The organism is Chryseobacterium populi (assembly GCF_000282115.1).
GTDB lineage: Bacteria > Bacteroidota > Bacteroidia > Flavobacteriales > Weeksellaceae > Chryseobacterium > Chryseobacterium populi.
Window position 1 is genome coordinate 1 of sequence record NZ_AKJY01000021.1, and the last position, 19,350, is coordinate 19,350.

Annotated in this window: 17 protein-coding genes; 6 read left to right on the forward strand and 11 right to left on the reverse strand. The window is 37.5% G+C overall.

The window, feature by feature from the left end:
* Window positions 1-75: 75 nt before the first annotated feature.
* From serS to PMI13_RS06770, 9 genes are all read right to left on the reverse strand, one after another.
* Window positions 76-1,344: a serine--tRNA ligase gene (gene serS, locus PMI13_RS06730; protein WP_007842038.1), complete on the reverse strand. Its 1,269-nt coding sequence runs from the start codon at window positions 1,342-1,344 to the stop codon at window positions 76-78.
* Between the two features lie 63 nt (window positions 1,345-1,407).
* Window positions 1,408-1,911 carry a hypothetical protein gene (locus tag PMI13_RS06735; RefSeq protein ID WP_007842040.1) on the reverse strand — a complete coding sequence of 168 codons (504 nt, stop codon included), beginning with the start codon at window positions 1,909-1,911 and terminating at the stop codon, window positions 1,408-1,410.
* A gap of 22 nt (window positions 1,912-1,933) precedes the next feature.
* Entirely contained in the window at window positions 1,934-3,178 is a 1,245-nt protein-coding gene (locus tag PMI13_RS06740) for an oligosaccharide flippase family protein (RefSeq protein WP_007842042.1), read from the reverse strand.
* Window positions 3,175-4,311, reverse strand: coding sequence for a glycosyltransferase (locus PMI13_RS06745; protein WP_007842043.1), 1,137 nt, complete (start codon window positions 4,309-4,311; stop codon window positions 3,175-3,177). The genes PMI13_RS06740 and PMI13_RS06745 overlap by 4 nt, the downstream gene beginning before the upstream one ends.
* 6 nt (window positions 4,312-4,317) lie before the next feature.
* Entirely contained in the window at window positions 4,318-4,806 is a 489-nt protein-coding gene (locus tag PMI13_RS06750) for a hypothetical protein (RefSeq protein WP_007842045.1), read from the reverse strand.
* Window positions 4,807-4,922: 116 nt separating this feature from the next.
* Complete coding sequence (locus PMI13_RS06755; protein ID WP_007842047.1) at window positions 4,923-5,708, reverse strand: (Fe-S)-binding protein; 786 nt, start codon at window positions 5,706-5,708, stop codon at window positions 4,923-4,925.
* A 79-nt stretch (window positions 5,709-5,787) separates the two neighbouring features.
* On the reverse strand, window positions 5,788-7,119 hold the full coding sequence (locus PMI13_RS06760) for a (Fe-S)-binding protein (RefSeq protein ID WP_007842048.1): 1,332 nt from the start codon (window positions 7,117-7,119) through the stop codon (window positions 5,788-5,790).
* Between the two features lie 8 nt (window positions 7,120-7,127).
* Window positions 7,128-8,078, reverse strand: a complete 951-nt coding sequence (locus tag PMI13_RS06765) for an MlaD family protein (protein WP_007842049.1) — start codon at window positions 8,076-8,078, stop codon at window positions 7,128-7,130.
* 126 nt (window positions 8,079-8,204) lie between these two features.
* Window positions 8,205-10,358, reverse strand: coding sequence for a peptidylprolyl isomerase (locus PMI13_RS06770; protein WP_007842050.1), 2,154 nt, complete (start codon window positions 10,356-10,358; stop codon window positions 8,205-8,207).
* Between the two features lie 259 nt (window positions 10,359-10,617).
* On the opposite strand from PMI13_RS06770, the gene lon reads away from it, so the two are divergent.
* Window positions 10,618-13,023: an endopeptidase La gene (gene lon / locus PMI13_RS06775; protein WP_007842054.1), complete on the forward strand. Its 2,406-nt coding sequence runs from the start codon at window positions 10,618-10,620 to the stop codon at window positions 13,021-13,023.
* Between the two features lie 174 nt (window positions 13,024-13,197).
* On the opposite strand, the gene PMI13_RS06780 is transcribed toward lon, so the two are convergent.
* A complete protein-coding gene (locus tag PMI13_RS06780) occupies window positions 13,198-14,112 on the reverse strand; it encodes an AraC family transcriptional regulator (protein WP_007842056.1) in 915 nt (304 codons plus the stop codon).
* Between the two features lie 170 nt (window positions 14,113-14,282).
* On the opposite strand from PMI13_RS06780, the gene PMI13_RS06785 reads away from it, so the two are divergent.
* The 5 genes from PMI13_RS06785 to PMI13_RS06805 all read left to right on the forward strand — a co-directional run bounded on the left by PMI13_RS06785 (window position 14,283) and on the right by PMI13_RS06805 (window position 17,702).
* Window positions 14,283-14,693, forward strand: a complete 411-nt coding sequence (locus PMI13_RS06785) for a GlcG/HbpS family heme-binding protein (RefSeq protein ID WP_007842057.1) — start codon at window positions 14,283-14,285, stop codon at window positions 14,691-14,693.
* Window positions 14,694-14,723: 30 nt separating this feature from the next.
* Window positions 14,724-15,533, forward strand: coding sequence for an SDR family oxidoreductase (locus tag PMI13_RS06790; protein ID WP_007842058.1), 810 nt, complete (start codon window positions 14,724-14,726; stop codon window positions 15,531-15,533).
* A gap of 60 nt (window positions 15,534-15,593) precedes the next feature.
* Window positions 15,594-16,043: a nuclear transport factor 2 family protein gene (locus PMI13_RS06795; RefSeq protein WP_034669972.1), complete on the forward strand. Its 450-nt coding sequence runs from the start codon at window positions 15,594-15,596 to the stop codon at window positions 16,041-16,043.
* A 57-nt stretch (window positions 16,044-16,100) separates the two neighbouring features.
* Window positions 16,101-17,213, forward strand: a complete 1,113-nt coding sequence (locus PMI13_RS06800) for an AI-2E family transporter (RefSeq protein ID WP_007842060.1) — start codon at window positions 16,101-16,103, stop codon at window positions 17,211-17,213.
* 111 nt (window positions 17,214-17,324) lie between these two features.
* Complete coding sequence (locus PMI13_RS06805) at window positions 17,325-17,702, forward strand: DoxX family protein (RefSeq protein WP_007842061.1); 378 nt, start codon at window positions 17,325-17,327, stop codon at window positions 17,700-17,702.
* 88 nt (window positions 17,703-17,790) lie between these two features.
* Here PMI13_RS06805 and PMI13_RS06810 read toward each other — a convergent pair whose 3' ends face one another.
* Window positions 17,791-19,149 (reverse strand): acyl-CoA dehydrogenase family protein, encoded by a 1,359-nt coding sequence (locus tag PMI13_RS06810; RefSeq protein ID WP_007842062.1) that lies wholly within the window; start codon window positions 19,147-19,149, stop codon window positions 17,791-17,793.
* Window positions 19,150-19,350: the final 201 nt, after the last annotated feature.

Below are 19,350 nucleotides of genomic sequence, written 5' to 3' on the forward strand. Positions count from 1 at the left end.
CTTTCTTTTTGAGCATAAAAAAAAGACTGTCTCACTTTTGAGACAGCCTCTTTTATATCATTAAACTTATCATGCTTAGTTGATCAGATCAAATCTTGCATATTCAGCAATCTTTTTAGGAAGCTTTATCCCTTCTGCGGTCTGGTTGTTCTCAAGCAATGCAGCCATAATTCTCGGTAAAGCCATTGCAGAACCATTTAAGGTATGTACCAGCTGAGATTTACCGTCTGTTTTATAACGGCATTTTAAACGGTTAGACTGGAATGTTTCGAAATTGGTAACAGAACTTACTTCCAGCCACATTTCCTGCGCAGCGCTCCATACTTCAAAATCATACGTCATTGCAGAAGCAAAACCGGTATCACCACCACAAAGCCTTAACACTCTGTATGGCAGTTCAAGATCAGTTAAAATTTCTTTAATATGCTCTACCATTTCTTCCAGAACAGCATAGGAATTCTCAGGCTTTTCAAGTCTTACAATTTCCACTTTCTCAAACTGGTGAAGACGGTTTAATCCTCTTACATGAGCCCCGTAGCTTCCCGCTTCTCTTCTGTAACACTGGGAAAAAGCCGTATTTTTAATCGGAAGGTCTTTTTCTTCCAATAAAACATCACGGTATAAATTCGTTACCGGAACTTCTGCCGTAGGGATTAAATAAAGATTATCTTCATTAATGTAATACATCTGGCCTTCTTTATCCGGCAACTGACCTGTTCCGTATCCTGATGCTTCATTCACAACGTGAGGCGGATTTACTTCTGTATATCCTTTATCAACGTTTTTATCCAAAAAATACTGAACCAAAGCTCTCTGCAACCTCGCTCCTTTTCCTAAATACACCGGAAAACCTGCCCCCGCAATTTTTACGCCTAATTCAAAATCGATAAGATTATACTTTTTGGCAAGCTCCCAGTGCGGAATGGCTCCTTCACCAAGACCTTTCACATCATGAGATTGGTATACAATTTCATTATCATCTGCTGAAGCCCCGCTTTTCACCAAATCATTCGGGATATTCGGAAGCTGATACAGGATATCCAGTAAAGTTTTTTCTTTAATTTCTAACTGAGATTTCAATTCTGAACTCGACTCTTTGTACTGTGCTGTTTTAGATTTTGCGGATTCTGCTTCTTCTTTTTTTCCTTCTTTCATTAAAAGCCCGATTTCTTTGGAGATTTTATTGATTTCGGAAAGTTGAGAATCCAATTCAAACTGGATTTTTTTTCTTTCTTCATCGGTAGCAATAGCCTCGTCTACCAATTCAAGATTTTTGAATTGTCTTTTCTTAAGACCTTCTAAAACGCGTTCTTTGTTGTCGCGCAAAAAATTGACTTGTAACATTTTATTTAGATGTTAGTTATTAGAAATGTCAGCATCAAGCTAACAGTTTTGCAAATTTAAAAATTATTTTACGATCGTAACTACATTGGGAATATTTGGTTCTTTTACAAATACCTGAACATTATTGTAAAAGACCTTGGAAACCTCAAATGCCACGGGCGACCAGTGGTACTGAATCTTCAATGTATCATTCGTTACCTCATTCGTCGTTTCATTTATCTTTTTGGTAAGCGCCAATGTTATTCTCGATTCATAGGTTCTGTCTTCAGGGCTGATCGAATCCAGGGTTACTCTTCTCGCTCCCGCAATGTATTCAATATAAAGTGTGGAGTCTGCTGTAGCTTTTAATGAAAAACTTACCGGGGCTGTATCTGAAAGCCCGTTAATGTCATTCATTGTAATATTAGTGTAAGAGCCTTCTTTCTTACTGTTCAGTAAATCCTGTCCGGCACTGTTTTTCATGTACAGATTAAATATCTGATCTATTTTTTGTATAGAATCGTCGTCATTTCTACAGCTTAGAAATGCAAAACAGATTACCAGTGATCCCCAAAAAATATTTTTCATACAACAAATATAGTATTTATCCTTAAGAAAGTTTTTTTAAATATAAAAAGAAAAAGAAAAGATAAGCAATCCCTGAAATCAGGATCGTAAAGCTCATTGCAATTCCCATTCCGATAACACCATACATTGGAATGAGAATGTAAGCCATTACTGATAAAAGGATAAGAGATCCAAGGCTGATCCAGGTATTGATCTCTATTTTCCCTACGGCAGGCAAAAGATTTCCGTACAGGTTCCGGGTAAGCATCCCCAGGTTAAAACCGGTCAGTAAAATCATGAATAAAGTGGTATTATCCATATAGGTTTCTCCAAAAAAGAATTGCAGAATATAGCTTTTAAAAAGGTAAAAGAATATAAAAATCCCGGCACAGACCGGCAGGAATATCTTGTGAAAATTAATAAGATAAGACGTTAAAAAACTTTTATTCTGATAGTTTTTTGAAAGAACCGGGAAGTCACTCTGCATAAAGCTTATCGCTAAAAATGTAATATTGGAAGGGATCAGGATTGCCACTCTGTAATTGGCCACCATACTTTCGTTGGAAAAGAATCCCAGCAACAAAATATCTAAAGAAAATAAGGTGTCTGAAATCAGTGAGGTAGCAGCCGTAAACATTCCGTAACTCCAGTATTCTTTGTATTGCCCCGGAATGAATTTTGAAAATGAATACATATCCTTCTTTAGCCAGAATAATGACAGATAAGGGGTAATTGCAATTGCAATCAGATAGCCATAAACTTTAAAAAAATAAGTGAGGATCAGAATCAGCAGCAGCCCACCGATATTGGTGACATTACTTATTCGCGCAAAAGTCTGGTTTTTTGCCGTAATCCTGTAAAACGACTGGATATGATTGACAAAATAAAAACCACCCAATCTGATGGTACAGAACACAAATATTAAAAAAATATCTTCATATTTGTTCAGATAGAATAAAGATATGGTTAAAAAGACAATCAGCAGTATCATTTCAAAGAAGATACCTTTGAAAAAAAAATAAGAGGAAAGCTTCTGTTTTTCATCTTCACCGGAAGCTATTGATCCGTACCGCATTAAACTCTGGCTGCTTCCGAAGCCTGTAAAGGGTAAAAAAATAGCAACCACAGAAAGGGCAATACTTAAAATCCCGAATTCCTTTTCTGGCAACAATCTTATGATCAGCAAAGAACCCGCAAAACCGCATATTTTAGCAATAAGAAAAGACAGGAAAACATAATGCCCGCTATTATTAAAAAAATTTCTTAAAAAATCTTTGAGACTTTTCATGATACAGGAGTTTTAACAATCTGATGATAAATATCCGTAAACTGCCTGGCGATTGCTTCTCTGGAATATCCAGTCACAGCAAATTCCCTGATCTCTGCTTCTTCTTTGAAAGAATATCTGTCTTTACAAATTTTTTCCAGGGTATTGTACAGCTCATCTGTATTATTTTTCTCAATCCCTACTCCCAAACCGTCGATTATAAATTCTGCTGCACCACCTACTTTCGTTGAAATAACAGGTTTTCCGCAGGCATAGGATTCAAGGATCACGCATCCCTGGGTTTCATTTTCACTGAACAGGATAAAATAATCTGAATTCTGCATTTTTTCAGCAACTTCCTGATAACTTATCATTCCAAAGACTTTAATATAGTCTTCGGCACCTATGTCATTAATCAGGCTGATCAGAGATTCCGTATCACCGTCTCCTCCGATTTCCAGGCTTACCCGATATCCGTTTTCATGCAGGACATGAACTGCTTTAATAATATCTTTCGGCCTTTTGCGTGGAATCAGGCTGGATACATGCAGAAAATGAACCAATCCCTGATTTTGAACTTTAGGTTTAATCGTAAAAATTTCCGTATCCACAACATTGGAGATAACCTTCATCGGAGTTGTGATTCCCAGTAATTTCAGGCTTTCTTTCAAGTTGTTGCTTACCGGGAAAATATAGCCAGCATTTCCGGCAATATACCTGGCTATTCTTTTAATACTGGAGGATGTCGTATGCAAATTCTCTTCCTGAAAAGCCGTCCAGTGTTCGGTAACGACAAATGGGATCCCTAATTTCTTTTTGAGATAAACCGCAAAAAGCATATTGTTGTGAAGAACATTGGCATGCACCAGATCCGGCCTTTTCATTCTTGAAAACCCAAGGCTATAGGCTTTCATTCTCGTTAAAAAATTAAGTGCCGGATTTTTAGAATTCTTATAATAGATAATCAACGTTCTTATCCCGTTGATCACCTGATCGTCAAAAACAAATTTCTCTTTTTGGTTAAAATCCCCTATAGCATGTAAAATTTCCACATCGTGTAGCAACGATACCGCTTCTGCATGACGTTGTACAAAATTGCCGTTGGTAGGTTCCAGCTTATTGGGAAACCAGGAGGAAATAAAGAGAACTTTCAACAGAAATTATATTATGGAAGCAGCCCAGCTTTTACCAAACGGTAACAGGAAATGGCTTAAAAAATCGAGATAAGTATTCTTTGAAAAATCAAAAACTTCAATCTCTTTTGATAATTCACCGCTTCTGATCTTTGTTTTAAAATCAAGAAGCTTTAAAGTTTTTACTTCTCCGTTTTCCACAAAGCTTGCTTTCATCCTGTCAAATAATCCAAGCTGATATTCCTGATCAATTGCTCTCATAATTTGTCCCAAAGCATCAATACTGCATCCTGAAGCCATTTCTTTCTCTTCATCCACACACACCACAATAAACTGATTTTTCTCAATCTTAAAAGATGATGAAAGCGGTTTCCCGTGTGCTGCCCAGCCTGCTAAAAAATCAAATAACTTTTCAGTGATCACTTTTGCCTCTTTTGTTGTAAAGGGTCTTGATGCGGGATATATAATAACTCTGTAGTCGTTGGTTTCTACTATATTGGATTCTTCAATCTTCATTGTTGTAAATTTAAAGTATAAAATTAAGAATTATAATTGACTTTATCTTCCGGTAAATAACAAAAACCCAGGAACGTATCCTGAGTTTTCATTGATATTTTTTAAACATATTTGATTTATAAATCTTCTGCTTCAGCAAGAAGCTCTACAATATCTTTTACGGCAACTTCTGCATTTTTATTAAAGTGCTTCACACCGTCTGTCATCATGGTGTTGCAGAACGGGCAGCCTGTAGCAATCACTTTAGGCTCAAAAGACAAGGCTTCTTCCGTTCTTTCGATATTGATGTCTTTATTTCCTTTTTCAGGCTCCTTAAACATCTGTGCACCTCCGGCTCCGCAGCATAAACCATTGGTTTTGCAACGCTTCATTTCTACAAGCTCGGCATCCAGCTTTTCAAGTAACATTCTCGGTGCTTCATACTCGTTGTTGGCACGTCCTAGATAACACGGATCGTGGAAGGTTATTTTTTTACCTTTGAAAGCTCCACCTTCAATTTTCAGTCTTCCCTCTTCCATTAATTTTTTAAGGAACTGTGTATGATGCACCACTTCAAAATGCCCACCGAGACTCGGATATTCATTTTTAAGGGTATTAAAACAGTGCGGACAGGCTGTTACGATTTTTTTCACTTCATAAGCATTCAGAACCTCAATATTCGTTAATGCCATCATCTGGAAAACAAACTCATTCCCTGCACGTTTCGCCGGATCACCGGTACAGCTTTCTTCCTGTCCTAGAACAGCGAACTCAACCCCTATTTTATTGAGTATTTTGCAAAATGCTTTCGTAATTTTTTTGGCGCGGTCATCGAAACTTCCCGCACATCCAACCCAAAACAAAACTTCGGGTGCTTTTCCCTCGGCAGCATATTCTGCCATTGTTTTTATATTGAAATCCATTTTTTCAAATTTACTAATGTTCCAATGTATCAGCTTATCAATAATTGCTACATTGTTGCATTATTTTTACATTGTTACATTAATTTTCGTTGGCCCAGTTCAGGCGGTCTGCCTGATTATACTGCCAAGGTGCAGCATTGTTTTCCACATTCGTCATCATCAGGTTTAATTCCTGCGGAGCAGCAGACTGTTCCATAACCAGGAATCTCCTCATCTCAAAAATGATGGAAAGCGGATCTAATAATACCGGGCAGGCTTCTGTACAGGCATTACATGTAGTGCAAGCCCAAAGCTCTTCTTTGGTGATATAATCGTTCAGTAATTTTTTACCATCATCCACAAATTTTCCATTTTTGTCGATGTTTCTCCCTACTTCTTCCAGACGGTCTCTGGTTTTCATCAGTATTAATCTTGGTGAAAGCTTTTTCCCTGTGATATTGGCGGGACATACGGATGTACATCTTCCGCATTCGGTACATGAATAAGCATTCAGCAACTGAACCTGATTCAGGTCAAAAACATCTTCTGCTCCAAACTTTGAAGGAACTTCTGCAACATCTCCTTCAGCCGGAGCTGCGTAAGGATCTGCATTCGGATCCATCATCAGCTTAATTTCTTTGGTAACGGATTCCAGGTTGTTGAATTTTCCTTTTTTCTCAAGGTTGGCAAACCAGGTGCTTGGGAAAGCCAGGATAATATGTAAATGTTTTGAATAATAAAGATAATTCATGAAGAAAAGGATTCCTACAAAGTGGAACCACCAGGCCGCTTTTTCTGTGAAGAATAAGAAGCTGTCTCCAAAATTATTGAATATCGGAGCTAAAAATATTGAGCTGATCGGGAAACTTCCGTGTTCAGGAAGCAGTCCTCTTTGCTGAAGAATCCAGTCTGCCGTATTCATTTTAAAGAAAGCCATCATTAAGGCAAATTCAATAATAAGAATCCAGTTGGCATCATGTTTCGGCCACCCGAAAAGCTCCTTCATTGTCAACCTTTTAACTCCATAAAAGTTTCTCCGGATAAAGAATACCACCACTCCGATCACTACCAGAAGGGCTAAAATTTCCAAAGTAGCGGTAAAGAAGTTATAAAAACCATGTCCGAAAATAGAAGCTAAAAAACGGTGGGTCCCGAATATTCCGTCAACAACGATTTCAACAAGTTCAATATTAATAATCACAAATCCTACGTATACAAAAAGGTGCAGAATACCTGCGACAGGACGTGTTACCATTTTGCTCTGCCCCATAGCCACCCGTGCCATGGTTTCCCAGCGTTCTGATTTGTTATTGCTACGGTTAATCTCTCTTCCTAATCTGATGTTTCTATATATCTTTTGCAGGCTCTTTGCAAACAATCCAAATCCGGCAACTAATAAAATCAGAAAAATAATATTATCGATATATTGCATAAGGTGTATTAGTCTTTATTGTTTTTACCAAAAACGGAGAAGTTGATATATCTTTTCGGATTGGCTTTCATATCTTCAATCAAAGAATTCAAATTCGTGGATGCAGAATTCAGATTGTTATAAAGCTGCTCATCCTTCATCAGTTTTCCTAAACTTCCCTGCCCGTTATTAATTCCTACAACAACCTCATTAAGCTTTCCTACGGTAGCATCCAGATTGGCAATCGTGGCATTCAATCGTTTTGTATCAATGCTTTCTGCAAGATTTCCATATTTATCTAAGGTAACTTTACCGCTCTGCATGGTAAGGCTTGCGTCATCCAGCACTTTCTGTAATTTAGGATCATTATGCCCTACTAAAGTATTTACGCTTCCTGCTGTCGTTTGCAATGCTCCAACAGTTTTATTAAGATTGGCAAGCAATGCCCTGATCTCTTCTCTGTTTTGCGCATTCACTACCTGGTTTGCATTGGCCATCAAAGAATCTACTCTGTATAAAACACTTTGCAGCTGATCTTTAACAGGACCTACCTGAGAAGAAAGACTCCCCAATGTACCCAATTTGAAAGCCCCCTGTAAGGTGTCGCCATCTTTTGCAGTAGGCCCCCCATACATAAGATTCACTCTCATCTCTTTACCGGACATCAATCCCGGTTCAAAAATCTCAAGGGTAGAATTTTTTGAGAATTCAAAATTATCATCAACAGTAATTTTTACAATAAAATTGATTTTTCCCTTTTTCGTTGTCTGAGGAATGATTTTGTCAACCTGCCCCACTTTCAACCCGTTAATAGAAACAGGTGAAGACTGCGCCAGACCTTCAACATTATCGTATTTTGCGTAAAATATATTATCGGTAGTAAAAAGACTTCTGCCTTTCATGAATTGAAATAACAGCACAAACCCTACAATGGCTAAAAGTGCGATTACACCAGCTTTTAATTCTTTACTGAACTTCACTTGCTAAATTTTTTCTAATGAGCAAATATAATACATTTTAAATTAATCTTTTTCTTTATTGCTCTGTGTTAAATACAAAAAAAGCGGCAAAATTTTTGCCGCTTTTATATGAATAAATATGATTTTTTATTGTTGCTGGCTACCTGCCTTATCCCAGATTTCAATTCTGTAATCTTCAATATCAGCATTGTCCTGTAAGCTTTTCAGCCAGGCCTGACCAAACATTCCTGCATTTCTTTGATTAATAGACTGTGTAAACTGCTTTACATCACCAGGTTGTTTATTAATTGTTTCATTCTTTTTAATTAAAACATAAACTCCTGTTCCACCTTCAACCGGATTGGAAACCTTACCTTTTGCCACACCAAATGCAGCTCCGGCAACTTTAGGTTCCATTGATCCTGCTACTGAAGGATTTAATAAGTTAACCTGTGCAGACTGTTTCGTTGTAGCAAACAGTTTAGCCACCTGGTCAAGACCTGTTGCTTTCGCAGCAGCTATTTTATCAGAGATTTGCTTAGCCGCTAATTTATTTTTAACGACAACTTCAATCTGATCTCTTACTGATTCAGGATCTGCAAGCCCTTGTTCCTGCTTACCGTTTAAGTAAACAACAATTTTATCTCCGGTTCCGTCTACAGTAAAGAATTCCGTATTTCCTTTTTCTCTTTTCTTATCGAAAGCCCAAGCCAGGATCTCTCCATCTTTTTCAGTTCCTAAACCTTGTAACTGGCCATCAAATCTCTTCGCCGTTTTAGGATTTGAGAACTGATAATTCCCTTTTTTAGCAATGTTTACGAAATCATTGAAAGATTTCCCCTGTACCTGCTGGATAAATCTTCTCGCTTTTTTATCTGTATCTGCTTCTGTAGCATCAGATGGCTTAATTGCTTTTACAATATTAGCCACTTTATAGCCCATTGCTCCTGGTTTTTTGTCTTCGATATTGATGATGTGATACCCGAACTGAGTTTCTACAACTCCTGTAGCTCCTTTAGGATTGTTTGCTAAATAAGTTAAGAATTCAGGTACGAAAGGAGTTTCAGGAGTAGTCCATCCTAAACTACCTCCCTGAGCTGCAGAGTTTGGATCATTTGAAAGCTTAAGGAATTCTGTAAATTTAGCCGGTGTGGCTTTTACAATAGCCCCGATAGAGTCTGCCAGTTTTTTAGCTTCTTCTTTAGATCTTTTAACACCTTCTCCTGCAGGACTTCCTTTGAAAGCAATAAGGATATGTCTTGATAATGTAGAATCTGAAGTTTTTTTATTTAAAAGTTTAGAAACCACATAGAAATTTTGTTCTTTATAAGGGCCGAAAGTCTGACCGATTGCCGCAGTAGCAATTTGCCCCTGAATGGTTTGCGGTAATTGGTTCGGCTTTAAATACTGATTGTTGAAAGGCATATCAGAATTTGCCATTACAAACATAGAGTCGTTGGTGGTATTCTGGAAGTTTTCCTTTCCTCCACTGGCATCAGTACCTCCTGAGAATAATTTTGTAATTTCTTTCTGAGCGGCGGCATCATCAGCAGCGCTTGGCTGAGAAGGGAAATACACAATCCCGATATTTCTGCTTGGTTCAGCCTTGAACATTACAGGGTGCTGCTTAATGTAATTTGCCAAATCCTCAGTCGAAACTTTGATATTATTTTTTTGAAGATATGAGGCATAGTCTACTTTCACAAAATCGATATCAGCTAACTGATCTCTTTGTTTCATCAACTCTTCCGCTTCCTTTTTTCCTGTAGTAATACCTGTGGAAACATTGGCAAATACCTGTCTTGCCATGATTCTGTACTCAACAGATTTTCTGGTTTTCAACCACTGGTTGTAGCCTTCTGCACTTGTTGCTTTTAAATCTTCGATCTGTTTTTTAAGTTCCTGAGTTTTGAAATTACCTTTCTCATCAAAGAATTGTTTGTTTTGAGCAAACATCTGATCATACTGGATCTGATTCCAGAAATAATCTTCCGTCATTTCAAAGCCCATCTTCTCGAATTGCTGCTTAATTAACTTGGATTGCACCAATAATTGCCATGCCTGCTCTTCAAGACCGCTTTTCGGTTGGCCCTGCTGATCAGCCTGTTGCTGCAATACGAAAAGTTGATCATTAAACTCTTCACGGGTAATTTTCTCACCATTTACTTTTCCTAAAACATCAGGATTTTTACCAAACACCTTATCGATACTATCCGGGTTTACCAGGAACGCTAAAAGCGCCAGTGCAATAACTCCCATCAAAAGCCAAGGTCTATTCCTAATCTGTCCTAAAATTGCCATTATATAAATTATAGTTTTTTATCAGTTTGCGAAAATACACATTTTTAAGAAATTACAGAAATCTAAGTCTCTTTATTTAATTTTTAAAATTCAAATTATATAAAAAAGGAAATTTTGACCATATTTTTTAGCAAAAAACAAATGGCACAGGTCTTGTGCATTTTAAGGCAACACAGTATGTTCTGTACTTTTCAGGCATATTGTGAAATATCATTATAACGATTTAAAACGAAAATGACAATTTGTCATTCGATCAACTATGACAGAATTTGAAGATATTAGTTTAGAGGAAATGATCAGCGATGGATTTGATATTGTGGCTGAGGAAATCAATCTTTCCGATTTTTCGGAGACTGATAAAAATTCCGGACAAAAAATATTCCCTATACTTCCTGTAAGAAATATGGTAATGTTCCCTAATGTGGTAATTCCTATTACGGCAGGAAGAAAAGCATCGATACAACTCCTTGAAGAAGCCCAGAAAAATGGAGATTTCATTGGAATTGTAAGTCAGAAAAATTCAGATTTAGAACAACCAACAGAAAAAGATCTTTATCACACCGGTACACTGGCCAAAATCATCAAAATAATAAAACTTCCCGAAGGCAATATCACAGCTATTACCAAAGGATTTCACAGATTTAAGGTGAAGAGGTTTACTGAGACCCAGCCTTATTTTAAAGCTGAAATTTCTAAATTAAAAGATACGAGAGCCAAACATAAGGAGGAATATGAAGCCTTGTTAGAAAATATTAAAGATCTGGCTTTAAAGATTATTGAGCTTGATCCCAATATCCCCAATGCAGCTAATTTTGCGATCAAAAACATCAACAATAATGATGACCTTTTGAATTTCATCTGCACCAACGCCAACTTCCCTTCTTTTGAAAAGCAGAAACTGCTTGAAGAGAAAAATTTAATGGAGAGAGCTAATAAATGCTATGAAATGATGCATGAAGATTTCAGAAAACTGGAATTGAGAAATCAGATTCATCAGAAAACATCAAAGGATCTTGATAAACAACAGAGAGAGTATTTCTTAAATCAGCAGATCAGAACCATCCAGGAAGAATTGGGTGGCGGACTGGAAAGCGATGTGGAAGATTTAATCGCTAAAGCCGGAAAGAAAAAATGGAGCATTGAGATTGAAGAACATTTCCAAAAGGAAATCAACCGGTTACAGAGACAAAATCCTAATTCACCTGACTATAATGTGCAGAGAAATTATTTAGATTTCTTTACAGATATGCCCTGGGAGAATTACACCAAAGATACTTTTGATATTGCCAAGGCTGAAAAGATTCTGGATAAGGCCCATTTCGGATTAGAAGATATTAAAAAAAGAATCCTGGAGCACATGGCTGTTTTAAAATTAAAAAACAACATGAAATCTCCTATTCTATTATTGGTAGGGCCTCCGGGAGTAGGTAAAACCTCTCTTGGGAAATCTGTTGCCGATGCTTTAGGAAGAAAATATGTTCGCGTCTCTTTGGGTGGGCTTCATGATGAAAGTGAAATCCGTGGTCACAGAAAAACCTATATCGGAGCGATGGCAGGAAGAATTCTCCAGTCGATAAAAAAAGCAGGAACTTCAAATCCTGTAATTGTTCTGGATGAAATTGACAAGGTAGGTCAGGGACTTCACGGAGACCCAAGTTCTGCGTTGCTGGAAGTTCTTGACCCTGAGCAGAATAAATCTTTCTATGATAATTTCCTTGAAATGGGTTATGACCTGTCGAAAGTAATGTTCATTGCCACAGCAAACTCACTTTCTACCATTCAGACTCCGCTTTTAGACAGAATGGAAATCATTCAGATCGCCGGATACACCCTGGAAGAAAAAATAGAAATTGCCAAAAGACACCTGATCAAAAAGCAGCAGGAAGAAAACGGACTGGATTCAAAATCATTTAAGCTGGGAAATCCTGAACTTAAACATATTATTGAAGCCCATACTTCTGAAAGCGGAGTAAGATCCCTTGAAAAAAGACTGGCTTCCATCGCCCGCTGGGCCGCTTTACAGACAGCCTTATTAAAAGAATATGATGCTAAAATTTCTGTTGAAAAAGTAGACGAAATCCTTGGCGTTCCAAGACCGAAGAGCTTATCGGAAATCACCGGAGTTCCCGGAGTGGTTACCGGCTTAGCATGGACAAGTGTAGGTGGAGATATTTTATTTATCGAAAGTATTTTAAGTAACGGAAAAGGAGCCCTTACCATGACCGGAAACCTCGGGACTGTCATGAAGGAATCTGCAACGATTGCTTTAGAATATATTAAAGCCAAACATGACGAGCTGGGAATTTCCCAGGATGATATCGAAAAGAAAAACATCCACGTTCACGTTCCTGAAGGTGCCACCCCTAAAGACGGACCTTCTGCAGGGATTGCAATGCTGACTTCAATGGTTTCTTCCTACAAAAATAAAAAGGTCAAGCCTCATCTTGCCATGACGGGAGAAATTACCCTCAGAGGAAAAGTACTTCCCGTTGGCGGAATTAAAGAGAAACTTCTTGCCGCAACAAGAGCCGGAATTAAAGAAGTTATCCTTTGTGAAGCCAACAGAAAAGATGTAGAAGAAATAAAAAAAGAATATTTAAAGAACCTGAAAGTACACTACGTCAACCGAATGGAAGAAGTAATTGGATTTGCAATCGAAAAATAACTTATACATATATCAACTTCTCAATAAAAGAAAACACGTCTCAGATTTTTGGGACGTGTTTTTTATATCGGTTGATTGTCATTCTGAACGGAACGGAATGAAATGTAGTGAAGAATCTATTTAATTAGGTGAGCTTCTTCCTTCGTAAGAAAGACAGCTAACCGCAAGAAGATATTATTGCAAAACTCCTTTTCTATAAGCATTTGGGGTAAGCCCGGTGTTCTTTTTAAAGAAAAAATTGAAATTCGGCTGATCTGAAAATCCTACTGCATAACTTATCTGCTCCAGCGTCCAGGTCGTTTGTAACAATAGTGCCTTGCATTCATCCAACAGCCTTCCTTTTATATGGGTACTCACATTCTGTCCGGTTCGTTTTTTAAGTATACGGTTGAGATAATTGGGGTGAAGACCTAAAGAAACCGCAAATTCCTGAGCTGTTCTGAGTTTAATCGGCTTTTCATAATTAATATGGGAAACCTCTTCTTCCAGCAACCCGAAAAACCTATGAATATGATCATAATCTTCACCCGCACTTTCCGGAATCAGGAATTTCGACATTCTTGCACTGTCAATCATCAATAACTGAATGTAAGCCTGAATTGCATCTTCTCCCAGTTGATTTTCCTGTTCGTTGTACATACTTTCCCAAAGTCTTATGAAACCCGGTAAATCCTTTTCTTCAACACAAACCATACTTTTGGATTTATCATTAAATAAAGCAAGCCTTTCTATCGTAGCTTTCAGCATCGGATGATGATTGATAAAATCTTTTTTGAACAGTAAATAATATCCCGCCGATTCACCGGAAGTCTTCTGCCATGAAATAATATCATTAGGATGAATGAAAATCATGGTAGGTTTATCAATCATATATTTATTTAAACCTAAAGTAAAAATCCCGTCACCACCCGTAATCATGAGAACTTTATAAAAATCTCTTCTGTTGGCGGAAAGATAATTTCTGCAGTCTTCAATTTCACGATTAAAAACTTTAATCTGTTTAGAATCATGCGATTCCCTGTAAATAGGAGTAAGTTCCGGAAAGTTACGAAGAAGATCAATTTCTTTAAGGTCTAAACTTGTTTTCATGGCTCTGATTAGCTTTTATAATTCATAAAGTTAAAAAAATCTTATAAAATTTTCAAAAGGTTTGATTTTCATAAAAGCAGACTTTTTTTTCCTATAGAAAGCCTTTTGATTCTGATGCAACTTTGCCTTAACAAAATGAAACAATAAATCAAAAATTAAAAATCATCATTATGGAAATCAATCTCAACGAATCAAGACAGGTTGTACAGCAGGCGAAAGCAAAAGCCGTACAGCTCAATGTAAATGTAAACATTGCAATTGTAGATACAGCAGGACATTTAAAAGTTTTTGAAAGAATGGACGACGCTTTTTTAGGATCAATGGATATTGCCATTAAAAAAGCAAAAACAGCAAGCCTTTTCAGAACAAGCAGTGAAAATGTAGGTGAATATCTGAAACCGGAAGCCGGAACTTACGGAATGGCAGCCACGAATGACGGATTAGTGGGTTTTGCAGGTGGCCTCCCGATTCTTAAAAACAACAGTATCATCGGCTATATCGGGATTTCAGGAGGTGCCGTTTCAGAAGACCTTCAGATTGCAACTGCCGGAGCAGAAATTTTAAATCCGGTTCAAAATTAATATATCATACTAACTCAAAATTTTAAAACAATGGAAACTAAAACAATTTTAATCACAGGAGCAGGCTCAGGATTCGGAAAAGGAGCTGCAATCGGAATGGCTCAAAACGGGCACAATATCATCGCAACAGTACATGTTTCATCACAGGTAACACCGCTTCGCGAAGAGGTAGCAGCATTGGGACTTTCAGACAAAATAAGAGTAGAGCGTTTGGATCTCACCGATCATTACGATATAAAACAGGCTTTGAAATGGGACTTTGATATACTCTGGAACAACGCAGGGATGGGTGAAGCCGGGCCTGTATGGGAAATCCCCGTTGATATCGTCAGAAAAAACTACGAAGTCAACGTCTTCTTACCATTAGTTCTTACACAAGGTGTCGTTCAGAGATGGGTAAGAGAAGGCAGGAAAGGAAAAGTGGTTTTTACATCTTCAATGGGCGGGCTGTTTACTCCTGCAAACTGGGGAACTTATGTATCCACTAAACATGCCCTGGAGGCTTTCGCAGAAGCAATGCAGCAGGAGCTTGCAGCTTATGGGATAAAAATACAGACCATTAATCCGGGAGCTTATTATACAGGATACAATGAAACAATGGCAGATAATCCTTTCCGTTGGTTGGATGATGATGTTAATTTCACAAAAAGAGCTGACCTTCGTAAAGGTTTTGATGATTTCTTTGCCACACCAGAAGGAAAAATGGACCCTAAAGAAATGATAGACCGCATGATTGAAATCGTCCCTTCAGATGAAGGAAAATTCAGAAATGTAGTTCCTAAAGTAATTGAAGACATGTTGAAAGATCATCAGCTAAAAGCCTGGGAAAATACAATCTGATCTTTCGTCAAGTTAATTTCAAAGCTTAATCCAATGAAAACCTTGTTAACAATTTTACTCATGATTACTTTTACAACCTCCATTAATGCTCAGAGCTACAGCAAAGAAGAATCGTCCAATAAAGAGATTATCACAAAAGCATTCCACGACTGGAATAAAGGGACCGGTAATTTCTTTGATCTGCTGACTGACGATATGCACTGGGAAATTACAGGTTCCACTCCTTATTCCAGAGTGTATACTTCAAAACAGCAATTTCTGGAGGAGGTTATTATTCCACTCAATCAAAAGTTGAAAGTAAAAATAAAACCGTCTGTCCGTAATATTTTTGCAGATCATGATATGGTGATTGCCTTATGGGATGGAGAAGCTATTGCACTCGACGGTAAACCTTACCGTTCCTCTTACTCGTGGTATATGAAAATGAAAAACGGAAGAATAACAGATGTTGTTGCTTTTCTGGACGGAATTGAATTCACCGATATTATGAAAAGAATTCAAGTTAATTAAAATTAAAACCCTTCAATTCGGAGGGTTTTATTATTTTTATGCTACAGATTTTGAAATATGAATTTTCTCAGACTCCCTTTTCTCATTAAACTTACCCTTGTCGTCGTTTCAATCATCGGCCTTGGCTATCTTCTCGCATTAGGACAAAGCATTTTAGCGCCTTTCTTCCTTGCTTTTTTAATGGCCATGCTTTTTTTGCCGATCGCCACCTTTATGGAAAAGAAGCTGAGATTTGCAAGATCTTTATCTACAATGACCTCCGTAATGATTATGTTGATTATTTTAACGGGACTGATTTATTTTTTCGGATCACAATTATCCAGCTTCACCAAAGATATTCCACATCTCAGGGCACAGTTTACTACAGTATTCAACAGTCTTCAAACCTGGGTTTCCCATACTTTCCATGTTAAAATTGATGAGCAATTAGATTATCTTGACCAGGGATTAGACAAGCTTCTTTCTTCGTCGGGAGTAATTCTGGGATTCACTTTCGGAATATTTTCATCGGGTCTCGGTTTTATCTTATTTTTTATCCTGTTTTTTATTTTTATTTTAAACTACAGAAGAATTCTAAATAACTTCATCGTCACTGTTTTTAATGAAAGACATAAAGCAAGTGTACAGGAGGTAGTGACCGAAGTACGGATCATGACAAAAAAATACATCATCGGGCTTTGCCTTCAGGTGATTATTGTAACGATACTTACCTCCACAGTTCTCACTATTTTAGGAGTGAAATATGCTATTCTTCTAGGTGTTTTAACCGGTTTACTCAATGTAATTCCTTATCTCGGGATATGCATTTCACTGGTGATTTCCTGTTTCATCGCTTTCGCCACAGCAGCTCCTTCTACCTGTATCTATGTAGCAATCGGCTATATCGCCGTGCATATCATCGACGGAAATATTGTTCTCCCTTTTGTGGTAGGTTCGAAAGTAAAGATTAATGCTTTATTTTCCTTTATCGGAATTATCTTAGGAGAGCACCTGTGGGGAATTGCCGGAATGTTTTTGTGTATCCCGGCCATTGCCATCATTAAAATAATTTTTGAGAGAGTAGATGGGCTTAAACCCTGGGGAAAATTGCTGGGTGAAGAAGAAAAACCTCATAAAAAGAAAAAATCCTATAAAATTTCTAAGAATATTACCTTGAAAGAAATGGACTGATTCACAAGCAAAGAGCAATTAACAATGAATATTTGATAATTATTTTAAAATTTACTTGATTTTTAATTAACGGATTGGAATTTTATTTAATTTTAATAAAAAAATATTCTCATGAAAATTATAAAATTTATCCTGTCCCTTCTTTTCGGGCTTATGTTTATCAATACCGGATTAAACAAATTCTTTAATTACATGCCAATGGAAAAGCCAACGCCGGAACAAATGAAACTTTTCACGGCCTTCGGGGAGATAAGTTGGTTAATGCCATTAGTAGGAACAGTAGAAGTCATCGGAGGGCTTTTATTTATTTTTCCAAAAACGAGAGCTTTGGGAGCTATTGTTATTTTACCTGTAATGGTGGGAATTGTTGCACATGTTTTCACGTTGGATAAATCTCCAATGGGAATGTCGACCGCAGGGATTATGTTTCTGATCAACCTTTGGATGATTATTGACAACAGAGAAAAATACAAAGCTCTGATCAGCTAGATAATGATTAAAATGGTTAATAGTGAGCTGTGAATAGCCAATTTCACTTCGCTGTCAATTTTAGAAGTTCACTATTGCCTCATTCACATTAGACAAATGCACTGAAACCGGTTATCGACCTGCCGACAATCAGTGAATTGATCTCTTTCGTGCCTTCATACGAGTAAATTGCTTCTGCATCAGCTACAAATCTTGCTACATCATATTCCAACAGAATCCCGTTTCCACCCATTACTTCTCTGGCTCTGGAAACAATATCACGGGTTCTTAGAGTACAGAAAACTTTAGCTAACGAAGCATGCTCATCTTTCAGGATTCCTTCGTCCTGCATTTCGGATAACCTGAAAACCATAGTCTGCATGGCGGTAAGGTTCGAAAGCATTTCTACCAGATGCCCCTGAATCATCTGGAATGAAGCAATCGGTTTTCCGAACTGTTCTCTTTTTCTGGTATAATCTAAAGCACTTTCATAAGCCCCTCTTGCACAACCGGTTGCCATCCAGGCCACTCCTGCCCTTGTCATCCGTAATACTTTCCCTGTATCTTTAAACGAATTCGCGTTCTGCAGCCTGTTTTCCTCAGTGACTAAACAATCTTTTAATGTTATCAGACCATTCTGTACAATACGGAGAGCCATTTTGCCTTTAATTTTTTCAACTGAATATCCCGGATTATCTTTTTCAACGATAAACCCTTTTACTTCTCCATCATCCAAATCCCGAGCCCAGATAATGACAAGATCTGCAAAAGTTGCATTCCCTATCCATTTTTTCTGGCCATTCAGAATCCAGCCTTCAGATGTTTTTTTACAGGTAACTGTTAAACCTCCTGCCGCTCCGGAACCAACCTCAGGCTCCGTCAGCCCAAACGCTCCGATTTTTTCAAATTTCTGCATCTGGGGAAGCCATTTTTGTTTTTGTTCTTCAGAACCACAGATATAAATCGACCCCATTGCCAGCCCGGACTGTACTCCGAAAAATGTAGCAATAGAAGCATCAATCCTGGCCATTTCCATCGCAATAACACCTTCCATCAGGAAAGGCATTCCCGGACAACCATAACCTTCGTATGTGACTCCACAAATATCTAATTTCTGAAATTTCGGAATGAGTTCAAAAGGAAATTCGTCCCGTAACCAGTAATGATTTACCAGAGGCTTCACTTCTTTTTCCATGAAAGCCCTCACTTTAAGCTGAATTTCCCTCTGCTCAGGAGTTAAAGTATGGTAGATATCGTAAAAATCTCCGTCAACCGGAGGAAGCTCTTTTTTCGGCTTGTTAGGATCCAGCATCCTCATCAATCCTCCTAATTGCCTGTCATCCAGTTTTGAAAAATTCTGCATCAGTTTCGGCAGATTTACTTTTTGGGAAATTGCACTTAGCTGATCAAAATCTATTGATCTGAATAATTCTATTGCGTTTCTGATTTTGGAAAAGGTATTGGACATAGTTATAGTTGTGGTTTTGATTTGTAAAAAACCAGCAAAAATCAATCCGAAAATTCATCTCTCTTTCATTATTTATTTTACAAAATACTGTTTTACAATAAATTAAATCAGATTTTATATTTACAACTTTTTTACTTTTGATTTTCAAACATTACAAATGATTCAGGTTGAACTTTGATGTAAGAAAAACATTAAAAATCA